The sequence below is a fragment of the Roseibium sp. AWQ4_290 genome (genome assembly GCF_056160985.1).
The window spans coordinates 89,681-106,713 of sequence record NZ_JBSWYG010000002.1 but is presented as its reverse complement, the minus strand read 5'-3'; the positions used below and the strand labels follow the sequence as shown (position 1 = coordinate 106,713).

General features: G+C 60.9%; 15 protein-coding genes. 8 read left to right on the top strand and 7 right to left on the bottom strand.

What is annotated here, in order from left to right; translation table 11 throughout:
* Positions 1–59 precede the first annotated feature (59 nt).
* The 5 genes from ACXAH0_RS02730 to mgtE all read left to right on the top strand — a co-directional run bounded on the left by ACXAH0_RS02730 (position 60) and on the right by mgtE (position 5,805).
* On the top strand, positions 60–1,484 hold the full coding sequence (locus ACXAH0_RS02730) for a circularly permuted type 2 ATP-grasp protein (RefSeq protein ID WP_475188858.1): 1,425 nt from the start codon (positions 60–62) through the stop codon (positions 1,482–1,484).
* Positions 1,485–1,490: 6 nt separating this feature from the next.
* The gene (locus tag ACXAH0_RS02725) at positions 1,491–2,441 is read left to right on the top strand and encodes an alpha-E domain-containing protein (RefSeq protein WP_475178161.1); all 951 of its coding nucleotides are present in this window, start codon (positions 1,491–1,493) and stop codon (positions 2,439–2,441) included.
* A 27-nt stretch (positions 2,442–2,468) separates the two neighbouring features.
* Positions 2,469–3,290: a transglutaminase family protein gene (locus ACXAH0_RS02720; protein WP_475188854.1), complete on the top strand. Its 822-nt coding sequence runs from the start codon at positions 2,469–2,471 to the stop codon at positions 3,288–3,290.
* A 276-nt stretch (positions 3,291–3,566) separates the two neighbouring features.
* Positions 3,567–4,298 carry a proteasome-type protease gene (locus tag ACXAH0_RS02715; protein ID WP_475178171.1) on the top strand — a complete coding sequence of 244 codons (732 nt, stop codon included), beginning with the start codon at positions 3,567–3,569 and terminating at the stop codon, positions 4,296–4,298.
* Between the two features lie 85 nt (positions 4,299–4,383).
* A complete protein-coding gene (gene mgtE, locus ACXAH0_RS02710; protein WP_475178176.1) occupies positions 4,384–5,805 on the top strand; it encodes a magnesium transporter in 1,422 nt (473 codons plus the stop codon).
* Positions 5,806–5,827: 22 nt separating this feature from the next.
* Here the strand turns inward: mgtE and ACXAH0_RS02705 are convergent, their stop codons facing one another.
* Entirely contained in the window at positions 5,828–6,601 is a 774-nt protein-coding gene (locus ACXAH0_RS02705) for an ATP12 family chaperone protein (RefSeq protein WP_475178179.1), read from the bottom strand.
* Positions 6,601–7,281: an HAD-IA family hydrolase gene (locus ACXAH0_RS02700; RefSeq protein ID WP_475188851.1), complete on the bottom strand. Its 681-nt coding sequence runs from the start codon at positions 7,279–7,281 to the stop codon at positions 6,601–6,603. The genes ACXAH0_RS02705 and ACXAH0_RS02700 overlap by 1 nt, the downstream gene beginning before the upstream one ends.
* Positions 7,282–7,674: 393 nt before the next feature.
* On the opposite strand from ACXAH0_RS02700, the gene ACXAH0_RS02695 reads away from it, so the two are divergent.
* The 3 genes from ACXAH0_RS02695 (at position 7,675) to ACXAH0_RS02685 (ending at position 9,706) form a co-directional block, all read left to right on the top strand.
* A complete protein-coding gene (locus tag ACXAH0_RS02695; protein ID WP_475188848.1) occupies positions 7,675–8,964 on the top strand; it encodes a DUF2778 domain-containing protein in 1,290 nt (429 codons plus the stop codon).
* Positions 8,965–9,041: 77 nt separating this feature from the next.
* A complete protein-coding gene (locus ACXAH0_RS02690) occupies positions 9,042–9,212 on the top strand; it encodes a hypothetical protein (RefSeq protein ID WP_475178189.1) in 171 nt (56 codons plus the stop codon).
* A gap of 5 nt (positions 9,213–9,217) precedes the next feature.
* Entirely contained in the window at positions 9,218–9,706 is a 489-nt protein-coding gene (locus ACXAH0_RS02685) for a P-loop nucleotide/nucleoside kinase family protein (protein WP_475178190.1), read from the top strand.
* A gap of 27 nt (positions 9,707–9,733) precedes the next feature.
* Here the strand turns inward: ACXAH0_RS02685 and ACXAH0_RS02680 are convergent, their stop codons facing one another.
* The 5 genes from ACXAH0_RS02680 to ACXAH0_RS02660 all read right to left on the bottom strand — a co-directional run bounded on the left by ACXAH0_RS02680 (position 9,734) and on the right by ACXAH0_RS02660 (position 16,883).
* Positions 9,734–10,753 carry an RluA family pseudouridine synthase gene (locus ACXAH0_RS02680; RefSeq protein ID WP_475178193.1) on the bottom strand — a complete coding sequence of 340 codons (1,020 nt, stop codon included), beginning with the start codon at positions 10,751–10,753 and terminating at the stop codon, positions 9,734–9,736.
* 199 nt (positions 10,754–10,952) lie between these two features.
* On the bottom strand, positions 10,953–11,336 hold the full coding sequence (crcB, locus tag ACXAH0_RS02675) for a fluoride efflux transporter CrcB (RefSeq protein WP_475178198.1): 384 nt from the start codon (positions 11,334–11,336) through the stop codon (positions 10,953–10,955).
* A gap of 192 nt (positions 11,337–11,528) precedes the next feature.
* The gene (locus ACXAH0_RS02670; protein ID WP_475178201.1) at positions 11,529–13,922 is read right to left on the bottom strand and encodes a patatin-like protein; all 2,394 of its coding nucleotides are present in this window, start codon (positions 13,920–13,922) and stop codon (positions 11,529–11,531) included.
* 201 nt (positions 13,923–14,123) lie between these two features.
* Positions 14,124–15,428, bottom strand: a complete 1,305-nt coding sequence (locus ACXAH0_RS02665; protein WP_475188845.1) for a replication-associated recombination protein A — start codon at positions 15,426–15,428, stop codon at positions 14,124–14,126.
* A gap of 9 nt (positions 15,429–15,437) precedes the next feature.
* On the bottom strand, positions 15,438–16,883 hold the full coding sequence (locus ACXAH0_RS02660) for a DegQ family serine endoprotease (RefSeq protein ID WP_475178315.1): 1,446 nt from the start codon (positions 16,881–16,883) through the stop codon (positions 15,438–15,440).
* Between the last annotated feature and the right edge of the window lie 150 nt (positions 16,884–17,033).

The following is a 17,033-nucleotide window of genomic DNA, read 5'->3' as shown; positions in this document are numbered from 1 at the left end:
ACACCCTTCCGAATTTTGCCATGATTGCTCAACAAGCAAACAGCAAAAAAGGGGAGGCAATGGCGGACGACCGGACTTTCTTCAACGAAATGCTCGATGAAACCGGCGGGCCCCGCGTGCCCTATTCCAGGCTGGCCGCCTGGCTTGAAGACAAACCCGCGAATTTCCTCTCCAAAAAAAGCCGCGACGCGGAGACGATTTTCCGCCGCCTTGGCATCACCTTCGCCGTTTATGGCGCGGAAGAGGCAACCGAACGGCTGATTCCCTTCGACCCGATTCCGCGCATCATTTCGGCAGCCGAGTGGCGGCGCCTGTCCGCCGGGATCGACCAGCGGGTGAGAGCGCTCAATGCCTTCATGCATGATATCTATCACCGCCAGGAAATCCTGCGGGCCGGGCGCATTCCCGCCGATCTGATTCTGCAAAACGATGCCTTCCTGCCGGAGATGGCGGGTTTCACCCCGGCCCGCAAGGTCTATGCCCATATCATCGGCACGGATCTGGTCAGAGTGTCGGAGAACGAATTCTACGTTCTGGAAGACAACACCCGCACCCCGTCGGGCGTCTCCTATATGCTGGAGAACCGGGAGACCATGATGCGGCTCTTCCCCGAACTCTTCCAGACCCATGCCGTTGCTCCGGTCGAGCAATATCCGGAACTGTTGCGCCGAACCCTGGAAAGCGTCGGCCCCGATCCGGCAAAGTCGGAGCAGACCGTCGTCGTGCTCACTCCGGGCATATACAATTCCGCCTATTTCGAACATGCCTTCCTGGCTGATTCCATGGGCGTCGGTCTTGTGGAAGGACGGGATTTGTTTGTCGATGCGGGCAAGGTGTTCATGCGCACCACCCGCGCGCCGAAACAGGTGGACGTGATCTACCGGCGTATTGACGATGCGTTCCTTGACCCGCTCACCTTCAATCCGGACAGCATGCTGGGTGTTCCCGGACTGTTCGATGCTTACCGGGCCGGCAATGTCACCATTTGCAACGCGCCGGGCACCGGTATTGCCGATGACAAGGCGATCTATGCCTATGTGCCGGACATCATTGAGTTCTATACCGGCCAGAAGCCGATCTTGAACAATGTGCCCACCTGGAACTGCGCCCGCCCCGGCGATCTGGCCTATGTGCTCGACAATCTGGCCGACATCGTGGTCAAGGAAGTTCATGGCTCCGGCGGCTATGGCATGCTGATCGGCCCGACCGCGTCCAAACGGGAAATTGCTGAATTCCGCAAAGTGCTGGAGACCAACCCGTCCAACTACATCGCCCAGCCCACCCTGGCGCTCTCGGCCTGCCCGACCCACGTGGCCTCGGGCGTCGCACCAAGGCATGTGGATCTCAGGCCCTTCGTGCTGATTGGCGATCAGGTCCGCATCACCCCGGGCGGGCTGACCCGGGTCGCGCTGAAAAAGGGCTCGCTAGTGGTAAATTCCAGCCAGGGCGGCGGCACCAAGGACACCTGGGTACTTGAGGACTGATTTTTGATGCTCGGAAGAACTGCCTCCTCCCTCTTCTGGATGTCCCGCTATCACGAGCGTGCCCAGAATGTCGCCCGGTTGCTGGAAGTCGCCTATCGCGGCGCAATCATGTCCCACGGGGGCCAGGAAGACGGCACCCACTGGCGCTTTGCCCTCACCTGTTCGGACAATGAGCAGGGCTTTGCAGAGAGATATGATGAACTGAACATCCGCACGATGACCGCGTTCCTGATCTTCTCCAAGGACAATCCGGTCAGTGTGCGCAACAGCCTGGAACTGGCGCGCAACAATGCCCGGGCGGTCCGCACCAGCATCACGGCGGAACTCTGGGAAGCCATCAACACAACCTGGATCGAGTTCATTGAAGTCAACCCGCAAACCATCACCCAGGAAAAACTGCCCGATTTTCTCGCATGGGTCAGCCAACGCGCCCATCTGTTCCGGGGCGCCCTGCTCAACACGGTTCTTAGGGATGACGGCTATTTCTTCTCCCAGATGGGCAATTTCGTAGAGCGGGCCGACAACACCGCCCGCATCCTGAACACACAGTACTGGGCGCTGCTGCCGGATAGCGATATTGCCGATGACGGATCCGTGGAACGCTATCAGTGGTCCGCAATCCTCAGGTCCCTGTCCGGGCGCAGAAGCTACCGGTTCGCCTATCCCAATGCCCGGCTCAAGGCCTTCAATATTGGCGAGTTCCTGATTTTGAAAAGGGAAATGCCACGCTCGCTCGCCCATTGTTACAAATGGATTGCCGATACGGCAGAGGAACTGGCACAATTTTACAGCTCCCGCGAACCGAGCCTGGACCTGGCCATGGAGATCTCTCGCACCCTGTGCGAAAAGCAGATGCGGGAAATCTATCAGGACGGGCTCCACGACTTCCTGACCGACTTCATCGGCAAGAACAATCAATTCGCCTTGCAGCTCTCCGAAGACTACAATTTTGCCTGATCGACCCTTTCCGCTGTCCGGTGCCCTATGAAACTGACTATCCGACATACGACCCGCTACCGCTACGATGTGCCGCTGGCCAATTCCATGCAGCAATTGCGGCTGACGCCGGAAGACGGCGCCACCCAGAAGGTGCTGGACTGGGCCATTGAGGCCCCGGGCATTGGCCGTGCCACCACATATAAGGACGCGTTCAGCAATCAGGTGCACATGGTCTCGCGCAGCGAGCCGGTGGAAGATGTCGAAATCACCGCCAGCGGCACCGTGGAGACAAAAGACACCAATGGGGTTCTGGGCCATGAGCCCAACGCGGTGATCCCGCCGCGCATCTTTACCCGGGTCACCCCCCTTACCCAGTCCAACCAGGCCATCCGCCGTCTGGCCTCCCATGCGGAAGGCCATGACCGGATTGCAGGGTTTCATGCGCTCATGCAGGCCGTGCGGGACAAGGTGGACTACAAGACCGGAGTGACAGAGACCCACGCTCCGGCGGCCACGGCTTTGGCGGCAGGCGAAGGCGTGTGCCAGGACCACGCCCATATCTTCATTGCCGCCGCCCGCTCCCTCGGCGTTCCCGCGCGCTATGTCTCCGGCTATCTGCTGCTGGAGGACGAGCAGGTCTCCGAAGCCCATCACGCTTGGGCGGAAGTGATGATTGAGGGGCTCGGCTGGACCGGCTTCGACGTTTCCAACGCCATGTGTCCGACAGACCGCTACGTGCGGCTTACGACCGGGCTGGATTCCCGCTCCGCCGCGCCCATCCGGGGCATCCGCTTTGGCGGGCTGGAGGAGAACCTCCAGGTGGAAGTGGATGTCGTCCAGGCCGCGTTGCAGCAGCAACAGCAGTAAAGCGGCTGTTCCGGGCGCCGGGGTCTCCCGGCACGGGCGCGAGAGCCAGCCGGAGACGTGCGGGCCACATCTCTGCCCGCAACCGGGGAGGCCTGCCCGCTCTGCAATCGCAGGCCGGTCCCTCCCGCCCACCTTGTCAACAGCCGCGCGCGAGACGCTCATTGCCTGTGGGACACAGCGGATTCCGGCCTTGCAATTTGGCTTGCGCAGCATAACAACTGAACACGTGACAGGCCGGTGGCTGGACCACAGGGCAAAGGGGTTTGGGGCACGGAAATGACCTATTGTGTTGGCTTGAAACTGGATCGCGGACTTGTGTTTGCCTCCGACACGCGCACGAATGCAGGTGTCGACAACATCTCAACCTTCAAGAAAATGCACACCTGGGAGGAGCCAGGGGAGCGTGTGATCACACTTCTGTCGGCCGGAAACCTGGCCGTCACCCAGGCAGTCATCTCACTTCTGAGCGAACATATCACGGCGGCGGACAATGACCGCGCCACTCTTTTGACCGCCAAAACCATGTTTCAGGTGGCCCGGCTGGTGGGCAGCGCCGTGCGCGAGGTCAAGGAAATCGATGGCGAAGCGCTGGCGACCAATGCGGAAAACTTCTTTGTCACCTTCATTCTGGGCGGGCAGATCGCCGGGGAAGAGCCACGCATGTTTCAGATATACGCGGCCGGAAACTTCATTGAGGTCTCCGAGGATACGCCGTTCCTGCAGATCGGAGAGCACAAATACGGCAAGCCGATTCTCGACCGGGTGACCCGCTCCGGCATGCGCCTTGGCGAAGCCGCCAAACTGGTGCTCCTGTCCTTCGATTCCACGCTGCGCTCGAACCTGTCCGTCGGCATGCCCATCGACATGCTGCTTTACAACAAGGACACGTTCTCAACGGACCGTCAGGTGCGGATTGAACAGGACGACCCCTATTTCCAGAAGCTCTCCAAGGGCTGGTCCGACAAATTGCGCACGGCCTTTGGCGAAATTGATGAATTTGATGTTTGAGCGCGCGCTGCCACCCCGAAAGCTCTTGTAAGAAAGCCGTCACAATGCGGCAGTAGAAGCGGATGAATTGATCCGGAGTAAAGTCATGACCACCAGCGTTGCGCGCGAAGCGGCCGAAATTGCCTGGACGCGGGAGACCTCACATGATCTGCTGGACGCCAACGAACAGCCACTGAAAGCCGTGCGCGACATGATCAAGGCGGGTCAGCGCGCCCAGCTTGAGGAGCTGCTCAAACGCTGGGACCCGATCGACGTGATGCAGCTGCTCACGCGCCTGCGGCTGAAACATGCCCGCAAGCTGTTCCAGTGGCTGCCCGCCAATCCCTCCATCAAGGTGGTGGCCGAGCTGCGGCCCGAATTCCGCTCGATCCTGATGGAAGATTCCACGCTGGATCAGTTCCGGGACATTCTGGCCGGGCTGGACCCGGAAGATGCCACCGAGATCCTGAATGAATTTCCAGACGATGTCGCCGACGAGCTGATCGCGCGCCTGCCCGATGTGGAAGAAATCGCAACCCGCGGCGCTTATGCAGACGATACGGCCGGGCGGGTGATGGCCCGCAAGTTCGTAGCCCTGCGCGAAGACTGCCTGGCCGGGGACGCCGTGGCCCTGATGCAGGCGGAAGCCAGCCGGATCCGGCGGATCTTCACCGTTTATGTCACTGATGCTGACGGCAAGCTAACCGGCACGGTCGAGGTTGGGAAGCTATTGCTCGCCCAGAACGGCGTGCCGCTGTCCAGCATCATGAACCGGGATGTGATTGCCGTTTCTGCGGATACGGATCAGGAAGAGGTCCTGCGTCTTGCCCGCAAACGAGACATGCGCACGGTGCCGGTTGTAAGTGGCGAGGGGCATCTGATCGGCCGGGTCACGCCGAAGCAGCTGACACGCATTGCGGCAGATGAAGCCAATGAGGATATGCTGCTGATGAGTGGCGTGTCCGGCGAAGCGCGCTCCGATGACACCGTGTTGCGGATCGTGCGCGGCCGCCTGCCCTGGCTTCTGGCCGGTCTTGTTGGCTCCAGCATCGCGGCAACCGTTGTCGGCTCCTACGAGGACCAGCTGGCCGAAGCGGCCATTCTGGCCGCCTTCATTCCCGTCACCATGTCGATGGCGGGAAATGCAGGTCTTCAGGCCTCCGCCGTGGCGGTTCAGGGCATCGCGACCGGGGCCCTGTGGTCCGGCGATATAGTCTACCGCCTGATCAAGGAACTTATGGCTGCGTTCTTCAATGGGGCAATTGCCGGGCTGGTTCTGGCGGCGCTGGTGCTGGCTGCGTCTTTTGTTGTGCCTCTCGAAGCCCCGCTGCGCCTTGCGCTTGCCACATCGCTGTCGCTTCTGTGCGTCACAACACTGGCCGCCATGGTGGGGGCAACGGTGCCGATCCTTCTGGACAAGATCGGCATTGACCCGGCCATGGCCATCGGGGTCTTCATCACATCGTCAAATGACGTGCTCGGGGTGCTGATCTTCTTCCTGATGGCGACCACATTTTACATGGGCTGACCCGCAGCACGCGCAAACCCGCTCAGGCCGTCTTGAGAACCAGAACCGCCGCCTCAAATTCGGTGCGTTTATAGGCGCGGATCTGGGCTGCTTGCGCATCTTCGCCCCAGCGCTCGATGTTGAAATCCTCTTCCACATGCGCGGCCCGCCAGACCGCATCTGCCTCCAGATGCGCCTCCCGGATGGCAAGTGCCAGCAGGGCCGACCCGGTCAGGCTGGTCACCGTGTGAAGAGCGGCCAGCCGCAACGGCGTTTCACTGGCGATGCGCTCCCGAAAGGCAGCCAGGAGCGGCTGTGGCTGTTCGGCGTGAATAAGCCCTTCAATCAGCACAAACCGGCCGCCGAGCAGGTCTCCCGCCCACTCAACCACCGGGTCCCACAATCTGCGCTGGGTCTCCACAAGACTGTCCGGATCGTCCGCCCGGTAGCACAGCGCATCATTGCCGGCAAAGCGCACGATATCGTCAGCCACTTCGCCGAAACGCTCTGCAACGGCATCAATTGCGGTGTTGGCCAGCCGGGTCAGGGGCATGGTGGCCGGATTGATCTCCTTGTCTTGAGCAGACCACTCGGCTGCGGCAGCTCCGGCAATCGCTTCATTGGGCAGCAGCAGCAAGGCCTTGCCCGGCGTTTTCACAGGGCGCCCGTCCAGGTGAATGGCGTAGCCCCCTTCCACTTCTGAAGGCGCAGCCTCCTTGTAAAACCGCTTGGGCAACTCACGCCGGGACAGATCCCGGGCACGCTGCTCCGGATCCTTCGCCGCATCCTCATGCAAGGTTTCAAGAAAATCCCGCATCAGACTGTTTCCCTGTCAAAATCCAAAATTTCCGCGAGCGTCTCATCCAACTGGTCAAAGCCGTCGATCAACCTGTCCGCCCCGTCCGCAACCAGACGGATGCTGTCATGATAGCCCCAGGTGACACCAATTGCATGCACACCTGCCTGTTTGGCCATGGCCATGTCAAATCCGGTATCGCCGATCATCACCGTTCTGGATACCTCGGCCCCGGTTTCGGCAAGGGCACGCTCGATCATGTCCGGATGGGGTTTGGAGGGGGATGTATCGGCCGTCTGAATGGTCACGAACCGGCCGGTCAGCCCGTGGGTCTCCTCCATGTGGCGGACCCCGCGCTGTGCCTTGCCGGTGGCAATGCCCAACAGGATGTCGTCGCGGGCATGCAGCCTGAGGATCGCCTCACGCGCACCGGGATAAAGCGGATCAATCTCCAGTCCCTGCTGACGGCGCTGGATCTTGGACTGCCGGTAGGCCTCCGCCATCACCGGCACCTTGTCCAAATGGCTGTTCCCCAACAGATCCGCGAAGGCCTCTTCCAGAGAACGGCCGACAATGGACAGCGCCGTCTTGCGGTCTGGCATGGGCAAGCCTGCTGCTTCAAACCCGACCTGAAGACCGTGATAGATCGTCTCCTGACTGTCGACCAGTGTGCCGTCGACATCAAACATGACCAGATACATAGGGGACCTCGTTGCCGGAGAGCGCAAAACCCGCATGTGCCGGGTTTTGAAGGCCGGGTCAAGGGGCCGGAAGCTGGGTGCTTAGCCCACCGGAAACCCGCGTCAAGAGCCCACCCGGCAAAAATGACCCAGGGTCTTTTGCCGAGCCATGCGTTCTTTGGATATCTGCCATTGCGCACAAGCGCCTGAAATTTGCCGCTTTATGATGGTTTTCGAAGCATACGGCCTGCCGCAAGGTTTGGTTAACCATGTTCGTAAACCGGACGGTTACCATAGATCAAGATACTGCGCTGCATGGGTGGGCACCGTCGATTGGGCCTGATTGTCGCCAAATCGCACACATATTGGATCGCACTTTCAAAGAGCTGCGAGCAACGGGATGATTGTGTCTAAATGAAGCGGAATGAACAGCAGACGAGCAGGGAAAACCGCGTGGGCCTTTTGAACAAGAACCAGCTTTTCCTTGTGTTTTTTGCCGCAGCCGCGGCTGTAATTGCCGGTGCCGCGGCCCTCAGCGCCCTTTTCAATCCGGCCCTTGCCCCCTCCCGCTCTGCCCAGGGGCTCTCCAGCCCCCCATCTCTGGCGCTCGCCCATACGTCCGGGTCTGCGGATATGGGGCTCGCTCCTGACGCTGACGCCTCCCCCAAGGGTCTGGCACAGCCCCGGGAAAGAGAGGTCTTCGAAGCGGAGATGCCCGGCGCCCCGGCAGCACCAAGGCCCGGCCGGGACAAGGCTGCCCTTGCGCCGGGGGAAGACACGATCAAATCTGCCAAGTTGAAACTGGCCAAGAAACTCGCACAGCAGAAACTGGCCAGCACGCTTTTGGCAGCCCGCAACCGGCTTGAGGCCACCTCTTTGGCAACCGCTGCAGCGCCAGCCCTTTCACACACTCCGGCACAGCTGCCTTCAGGCGGCGCACCAGCGCAGGATGTGGGAGAGGACGCGGCGGAAATCGTGACGGCCTCCATCCCGCTGGCAAATGACCCTCTGGCCAACCCTTCCGCCTCTGCTGAGACACGATCCGCTGAACTTGCCCCCGAAAAGCCCGGCGCAATTCTGGCCCCAGCCCCCGGCGTGAAACCGCAACCGCCCGTCCGGACGCAGTCCAGAACCGCTGGGCGCAGCAAAGATGCGCCCAAAGCCTCCGCGCCGGTTCTGGCCTATGCAACGCCGGGCCTGCCCGACAGCGAAGACAGCGGTCCCTTCAGCGGCATCGGCAAACTCTTCAGCGGCCGCAAAGACGGCCTTCCGGGGCGCGGCAGCGGAATTGCCGTTTATGACATCAGCGCGGCCACCGTGCACATGCCGGACGGCACCAAACTGGAAGCCCATTCCGGGATCGGCCACCGCATGGACAATCCGGACTACACCCATGTGCGCAATCTGGGCCCAACCCCGCCGAATATCTACGATCTGAGGATGCGGGAAAGACGCTTCCACGGGGTCGAAGCCATCCGTATGCTGCCGCACGATCAGGCCGCAATGAAAGGCCGGGACGGCATGCTCGCCCACACACCCCTTCTGCGCCGGACCAATGGCTCCCACGGCTGCGTCGCCTTCAAGGATTACAATAAATTCCTGAAGGCCTTCAAAGCCGGCAAGGTGAAGAAAATGATCGTTGTGCCGTCGATTGAAAAACTGCCGACCTATATGGCCAAGCTGGAGCGCCGCATCGGCGCCTGAGCAAGGCTTGCGGCAACCGGGAACATTGGCTATGCCGCAGGACAGTTCCTTCTCTGCCCTGTGACCGGAGCCCGGCCTTGATCAAGATCGTCACGCTTTTTCTGTTCCTGGTGGCCGCCATCCAGGTGATCAAACCGCTCGGCTGGCCCGGTCTCAAAAAACGCTCCGACGCCTGGAAGCTGGTGGCAGGTGTCGCCGGTCTCACCGTGGCCTCGGTGATCCTGAGCGCCTTGTTTCAGGGCTTTTAGGGCAAATGCCAGCAGACAGCACTCTTTACCTGATTTGCGGCAAGGTCGCTGCCGGCAAATCCACCCTTGCCAAATCGCTGGCAGAGCGCCCAAACACCCTGCTGCTGCAGGAAGATGCCTTGCTGTCCGGGCTCTTTTCGGACCGGCTCATCACTCTGTCCGACTATGTGGAGTGTTCTGAAAGGCTGAGGAAAACCATGGGCCCGCACATTGTCAGCCTCTTGAAAACAGGCCTGTCGGTCGTTCTCGATTTTCAGGCAAACACCTCCACATCCCGGCTGTGGATGCGTAGCCTGTTTGAGGCAGCAGACAGCAAACATGAACTGCATGTGCTCGATGTTCCAGACGCAGTCTGCAAGAGCCGGCTCAGCCAGCGCAATGCGGCCAGGGCCCACGAATTCACTGTGAGCGAAGACCAGTTTGACCGGATCAGCCGCCACTTTGAGCCCCCTATGGACGCCGAGGGCTTCCAGATACACTGGCACACCACCTGAGTGGCAGCTGCTGTTCCCGCCTTCCGGTTACCGCTTGATCAGGCTTTCATCCGGGTCATCGGCCTCCGGATCATAGTCATTGGCATCAAAGCCGAGCAGGTTCCAGGTCTGGCGCATATGGGGTGGCAAAGGCGCAGACACATCAATGGACCCGTGGCCGGAGGGATGCGGGATCACGATCCGGCGCGCCAGAAGATGCAGCCGGTTCTGGATGCCGCCAGGCAACTCCCAGTTCTCGATGTTGAAATACTTGTCGTCCCCAATGATCGGATGTCCGATATGGGCCGCGTGGGCGCGCAGCTGATGGGTCCGGCCGGTAACCGGCTTCATGGTGACCCAGGACAGTTTCTGGGCCGACTGTTCGAACACTGAATAGAGCGAGACCGCGTGCTGGGCCTCATCGTCCCCCTGACGGACAACCTGCATCCGTTCCTCGCCTTCACTGCGGGCGAGGAAGGTGGAAATCCGGCCCTGGCGGGGCTTGGGCACCCCGGCAAGCATGGCCCAGTAGATCTTGCGGGTGTTGCGGTGGCGAAAGGCCTTGGTCAGCTCCTGTGCCGCCTGGCGGGTACGTGCCACCAGAATGATGCCGGAGGTTTCCCGATCCAGCCGGTGCACCAGACGCGGCTTGTTGCCCTTAAGGTCCGCAAAGGCTTCCAGCATGCCGTCCAGATGCCGCTTGAGGCCGGAGCCCCCTTGCACCGCCAGCCCAGCCGGTTTGTTCAGCACCATCACCTGATTGTCTTCAAACAGGATCATGTCCTCAATGGCCTTGCGGTCATCGGCAATGAGCTTGGTGGATTTGGGCCGGGCATTCTTCTTGTCATCGGCCGGCAACTCGACGCCCAAGGGCGGGATCCGGATCATCTGCCCCTTGGCAATGCGGGTGTTGGCTTCCGCCCGTTTGCCATCGACACGCACCTGACCCGTGCGCAGCAGTTTTTGCAGCCGGCCAAAGCCAAGCCCCGGATAATGGGTCTTGAACCAACGGTCGAGGCGCATGCCCGCCTCATCGGCGGTCACATGTTTTTGTTCAATCGCGGACATTTGTTCTCAAATCCGGCAGCCGGTCCCCTGGGGCCGGGCATGATTTTAAGATCAACCGGAGCACAGACAGGCCTGACCGGGCACCGAAACGTTGATCGCATTCAAAAGCGGCGCATATCTCGTTGCGCTCATCACACGAACGCACGGCAAAAGCGTTCCGGAGCGTATAGGCGCAATTCAGCCGGATGGGAAGGGAAACTTAAGAGACAACCTGCCGGGCGATCATCAGCCCCGCAAAGACGGCGCTGACCGAGAAGAATACGGAGACAAGCACATAGATCATCGCCAGATGGGTGTCCCCCCGCTCCCACAGGACTGATGTGTCCAGGGAAAAGGCGGAGAAGGTCGTAAACCCGCCCAGAACCCCCGTTGCCAGAAAGTAACGTACCGCCTGGACATGCTGGACCCCGGATTTGGCCAGCCAGCCGATCAGCAGACCCATAGCAAGCGAGCCGAGCACATTGACCGTCAGCGTTCCAACCGGAAACCCCGGCCCGAAAAGGCGGAGTGTCAACAGCGCCACAAGATGCCGCGCCCCGGCCCCGATCCCGCCGCCGAGCATTACAAGAAGGAAATGTTTCAAAACGTCACCATGAATTTTAAGACGCCTGAACGGGAATGGAGAGACGCGATGCGCAGCCGCTCTTCATGGGCACCTTGTGGAAATCCTCAGCAAAGCTAGCTGGAATTGCCCCCAAGAACAACGCCCTCTGCGTATTTCCCGCAATCGGCCAAGCCATTTGAAGATCTTTTGGCCGCGGCAGAGCGTCAAAGCTTAAGCTTCTTCTTCCACATGGGCAAAGTCGGGATAGATAGAGCGGATCAGCGTGTCAACCCGGTGCAGCTCGTCAGGAATGGTCATCAGCTTCTCCCGCTCCTCTTCCAGGATCGCCAGAAAAAGGCGCGCGCGGGCCTGATTGACCTGCTGCTGGGGCAAGGCGCCCTCGCCGGTGGCAGACAGAACGATACTGACCAGCCGGTCGGCCGCATTCAAACGCCCCCATAGATAGTCATGTTCCCGCCAGCTCCGGTTGAAGAAGGCGCCGAAAGTGTTGAGAGCCTTGCCCTTCAGATCAAAACCATCCGTATAAAGGCTCTCGGCGTCCCGGGGGCTGATCCGGTCCACCAGGATCTCCGTCACTTCCGAAAAATCGTTTCTCTGCAGCACCGGAAACGTGATCAGATCATAAAACCCAAAGCCGATATAAGACCTGAGCAGAGACTGGTGCCGGTCCTTGTCCAGAAGCTCCCGGGCAGTTTCGGCAAACAGCTCATCATGCAGCCGGTCCAGGTCCGTCAGCCCCATGCGCCTGCCAAGGCTTAGAAGCAAAGACTGAATATCCGTGTCAGCGGCAAATTTCCCGGCTGAGGCCACCGCCAGAAACGCCTCGGAAAGGTCACCGCTGCGCCCCCCGAAAAACCGCTCGGTCCAGCGCCAGCTAAGATGGTCGATCTGCTCATAGAGCAGACCCTTCAGGTGATCGAGGGCATTGGCATCCGGCGGCGGGCGGCCGCTTGCCTTGTCATGCTGGTAAAACCCGTTGAGCCGGCGGATGGCAAAGCGCAGACGGCGGATGCGGTAGTCAACATCCAGTCCGCGCAGCAGCCCCACAATCTGCGGATCGCTGCGTCCCAGCCCGTCCTTGCTGGCCGCCGCCAGCCGGTTGAAATAGCCTGACACAAGCGGCAGCGCCATATCTTCAGACACCGTGTGCTGCGTGCCAAGGCTGACCCGCGCGGCCAGCCCGGCCAGCCGTTCCGCCAGGGCGTGCAGTTTCAGCGACTGATAGTTCAAGAAGGCAAACCCGGCTTGTTCAAACGCTGCATTGGTGGCCTGTTTGCGGCAGCGCGCCAAGCCGTCCGCCGTCACCGCCCGGCGCTTGGGCAAGAGAGGCGAAACCGCCTTTTCAACGACGGGGCCGGTCGCATCGATCAGTTGCGCAAGCCAGCGGCTGCGCCGGTTGTTCTGCTCCAGCTCCTTCAGATCGTCCCCGATCGGCTCATTGCGCGGGATATGGGCCAGCGAAGCCAGGATCACCCGGAAAAAACCCGGCACTTCAAGACCGCTCCCCCGGGGGGCACTCAGGTCGACCGGCGCCGGGTCCACATAGATCAGCCGGCGGGCGACTTCGCGTGCGGCCGGACGTTTTTCAATCACATCAAGCACCGGCGCAAAGGGCTTGTTCATGACCACGCTGCCATCGACAAAACAGTGCTGGGCGATGGTGTCTCCGGAAAGGCCCATGCCCCGGGCCAAAAACGCTTCCCGGCAGGGCCAGCCGAGCCCCTTCTTCGCAAGCACCCGCTCCATCTCCGCCACTGTCGCAGGCGGGAACGCCCCGGGAAAAGATGAGGTTGCGCGGGCGGCGAACACCAGTTCGGGCACATTTTGCATGTCGAACTGACTGTCGACAAAGCCAGGGGTGCGGTGCACCGCATGGAAATTCAAAATGCGCCGGTGGTCCCATTCCTCAACATAGGCCGGATCGTCCAGGAGGATCTTGCGCTTGACCCCGTTATAGTCGGTGATGGTCACGAACAGATCAAGGGTCTGCCCCCGGGGGATCAGCGTGCGCGCCCCCTCGCCCGCCTTGTCCATTTTCTGGCAGGCATCCAGCATCCAGCCGATGAACCGTTCCCCGGAAAAGGGCGGCGAAAACCATCTTGCCTGCATGAACTGGCGCAGTTTCTCCCGGGTTTCCACGCTTTTGATCTGCTTTTTCAGCCGGGTGGAAATGAGCTGATCAAGCACCGGCGAAACGGAGAGTTTCAAATAGCGGGACAGGCCCGATTGCGGTCGCGACAGGCGGGTGACATCGGCATTTTCCAGCCACATCTCGCTATGGCTGACCAGCGGAAGGTCATGGGCGAGCGCCCTGGCCAGCATAATCCCGTTGACCCCGCCTGCAGACGCACCGGCAATCGCATCGACAACCACCCGGATGTCGGCGGTCTCCGACAGGATATCAAGCAGATCCTGATAGGCGGTTTGAACCGGCTCAAGAGGCTGGGCCTCGCCGCCAGGCGCCCCGTTGCCGCTCTTGCGGTCCAGGCGGAAACTGGACGCCCGCACCAGGTTCAGGATCTCCCGGCTCACCCCATGCATATAGATGGCGAGAGAAACGCCACCATAAAGCACGAGCGCAAGTCTGAGTTCGATTTCCTTCATGAACTGCCCACCGGACCAAGGCTTTATCCTGCGTGAAAAGGGTTGCTATATTCCTTATTCCAAGCTCACCGAATAGGACCTATTGGATAGCTGCCATCGGCATCACAGGGAACGGCCTTACGCTGCGGAGCGGTCAAATAGGGTTCAAAAAGGTTCACGCCCGCTTGAGCAGGCCGGACGCCCCCCAAACCAGCCGTCAGGCTACCCGCGTTCCTTGCGCAGCCGGCTCCAATAGTCCAGCCGTTTGCGCAGCTCCCGTTCAAAGCCGCGTTCCGGCGGATCATAATAGGTCTGACGTCCCAGATCCTCAGGGAAATAATCCTGGCCGGAAAACCCGTCCGGCGCATCATGATCATATTGATACCCCGCGCCATAGCCTTCCTGCTTCATCAGCTTGGTGGGCGCGTTCAAAATATGTTTGGGCGGTAGCAGGGAGCCACTGGATTTGGCATCCCTGAGCGCTGCCTTGTAGGCGACGTAAGCGCCATTGGATTTGGGCGCTGTTGCCAGATAGATCACGGTCTGGGCCAGGGCGAGCTCCCCTTCCGGCGAGCCAAGCATCTGATAGGCATCGCGCGATGCATTGGCCTGAACCAGCGCGTTGGGATCCGCAAGCCCGATATCCTCCACCGCCATGCGTATGAGACGCCGGGCCAGATACATAGGGTCTTCGCCACCGTCCAGCATGCGGCAGAACCAGTATAGGGCCGCATCCGGATCGGACCCGCGCACGGATTTGTGCAACGCGGAGATCAGATTGTAGTGGCCGTCGGCGCTCTTGTCGTAGATTGGCGCCCGGCGCTGCACAATCTCCTGCAGCCGCTCCGCGTCAAATGTCTCGTCTTCACCCGCTGCCCGCCAGACATCTTCGGCCAGGGTCAAAGCCGAACGCCCGTCCCCGTCGGCCATGCGGATCAGAACCTTGCGCGCCTCTGCGTCCAGGGGAAGAGCCTTGTCCTCCTCCGCCTCGGCCCGCAGCAGAAGCTGCTCGATCGCCTCCAGGCTCAGGGACTGGAAGGTCATCACATGGGCCCGCGACAGGAGAGCGGCATTCAACTCAAAGGACGGATTTTCGGTCGTCGCCCCTACAAGCGTGATCGTGCCATCTTCCATCACCGGCAGAAAACTGTCCTGCTGAGCCCGGTTGAAGCGGTGGATTTCATCGACAAACAACAAGGTAGCCCGCCCGCTCATGCGCCGGGCCCTTGCCGCTTCAAACACTTTCTTGAGGTCCGCGACGCCAGAGAAGATCGCCGAAATTTGCTCGAATGCCAGATCGGTCTCATTGGCCAGCAACCGGGCAATGGTTGTCTTGCCCGTGCCCGGCGGTCCCCAGAAGACAAGCGACCCAAGGGTGCGTGTCTTGAGCATGCGCGAGAGCGTTCCCTCCGGTCCCAGCAGGTGGTCCTGGCCAACCACATCGGCAAGCTGCGATGGCCGCATCCGGTCCGCGAGCGGGCGCGGACCGGTCTGCGCAAGGCCAGACGCTTCGAACAGATCGCTCACGGCCCCTTCCTAGCGCAGTTCGAGCTTGGAAATCTTGCCGTTGCGCTCGATTTCCAACCGCCACACACGCGGCGGGGTCTTGGTAATGGTCTCCAGCATGCGGGTGCTTTCCACCGGCTGGTCATTCACCGCACGGATGATATCGCCGGGTCGAAGCCCCACCTGGTTGGCGGCCCCGCCCCGCTGGACCGAGGCAATCACCACTCCGTCAAACACCCCTTCCAGGCCGAGTTCCTCCGAAACGGCCGGGGACAGGTTCATCACGGTTGTGCCTTCAAAGGGCGAGAACTCGCGCAACTCGCGGGTGTCCCGGGGCACGGTTTCCGGAGCCGGTTTCAAGGGGACGGACAAAGTGAGCTCCTTACCGTCGCGCAGCACCTGAAAGGACGCGGCTTCCCCGATCATGCGTGTGGCGAAGCGGTAGCCGAAGGAATTGGGATCGGTGACCTCCTTGCCCTCAATCGCAATCACAAGATCGCTGACCTTGAGACCCGCTTCAGCTGCCGGCGAGCCGTCATAGACCGCCGTCACCAGAACCCCACGCGGCCTTTCCAGGGAAAGCGCCTCGGCAATGTCGGAATTGACGAGCTGCACTGTCGCACCGAGCCAGGGCCGCTGCACCTTGCCGCCGTGATCGGCCGCCTGGGCGACGAACCGGGCCATATGGGCCGGAATGGCGAAGCCGATTCCGTTGGAACCGCCGGAGCGCGAAAAGATCGCCGTATTGATACCGACCAGTTTGCCGGTCATATCCACCAGGGCCCCGCCTGAATTGCCCGGATTGATGGCCGCATCCGTCTGAATGAAGAACTGAAAGTCGGTCACCCCGACCTGCGTCCGTGCCAGGGCGGAAACAATTCCTTGCGTCACGGTCTGGCCCACCCCGAACGGGTTACCTATCGCCAAAACCACATCGCCTACCTCAAGACTGTCTGAATCGGCGAAGCTGACATGATCGAAGGGGCCCTCACCCCGGATTTTGAGCACCGCCAGATCCGTCCGCTCGTCCATCAGCACGATATCCGCGTCAAACTCCCGCCGGTCGCTGAGCGCCACCCGCACCTCGTCGGCGCCCTTGATGACGTGATGGTTGGTGATCACCGTGCCGTCGGCGGAAATGATCACCCCGGAGCCGAGCGAGGATTCAACCCTCTCCTGCGGGCGGCCACCTCCACCCTGCTGGCCGAAAAAGCGGCGGAAGAACGGATCTTCGAGAAACGGCGACACCCGCTGGCGCCGGACCACCTTGCGGCTCGCATATACATTGACCACTGCCGGGGCGACTTTTTTCACAACAGGGGCAAAAGACAGTTTGATCTGTTCCGACGATTGCGGAACCAGCCGCAGATCTGCCGGGCTCGGTTCAACTGTTTGCGCCGCAGCCAGACAGGCCCAAAGGGCCGCACAGGCCGTGATCAGTGCAAAACTGGAAAAGCGAAGCGTGTCAAAACGCATCAGACGCATTGCCGGTATCCTTTTGTCGATTCTTCTATGCCCCGGCGATACATGGCAGATTGGGTGGAACAGAGGCAAATACAAAAACAGCCGGGGCCTGGAAAGATCCGGACCCCGGCGGTCACTTTGCTGTCACTTCAGGCGCGCTGC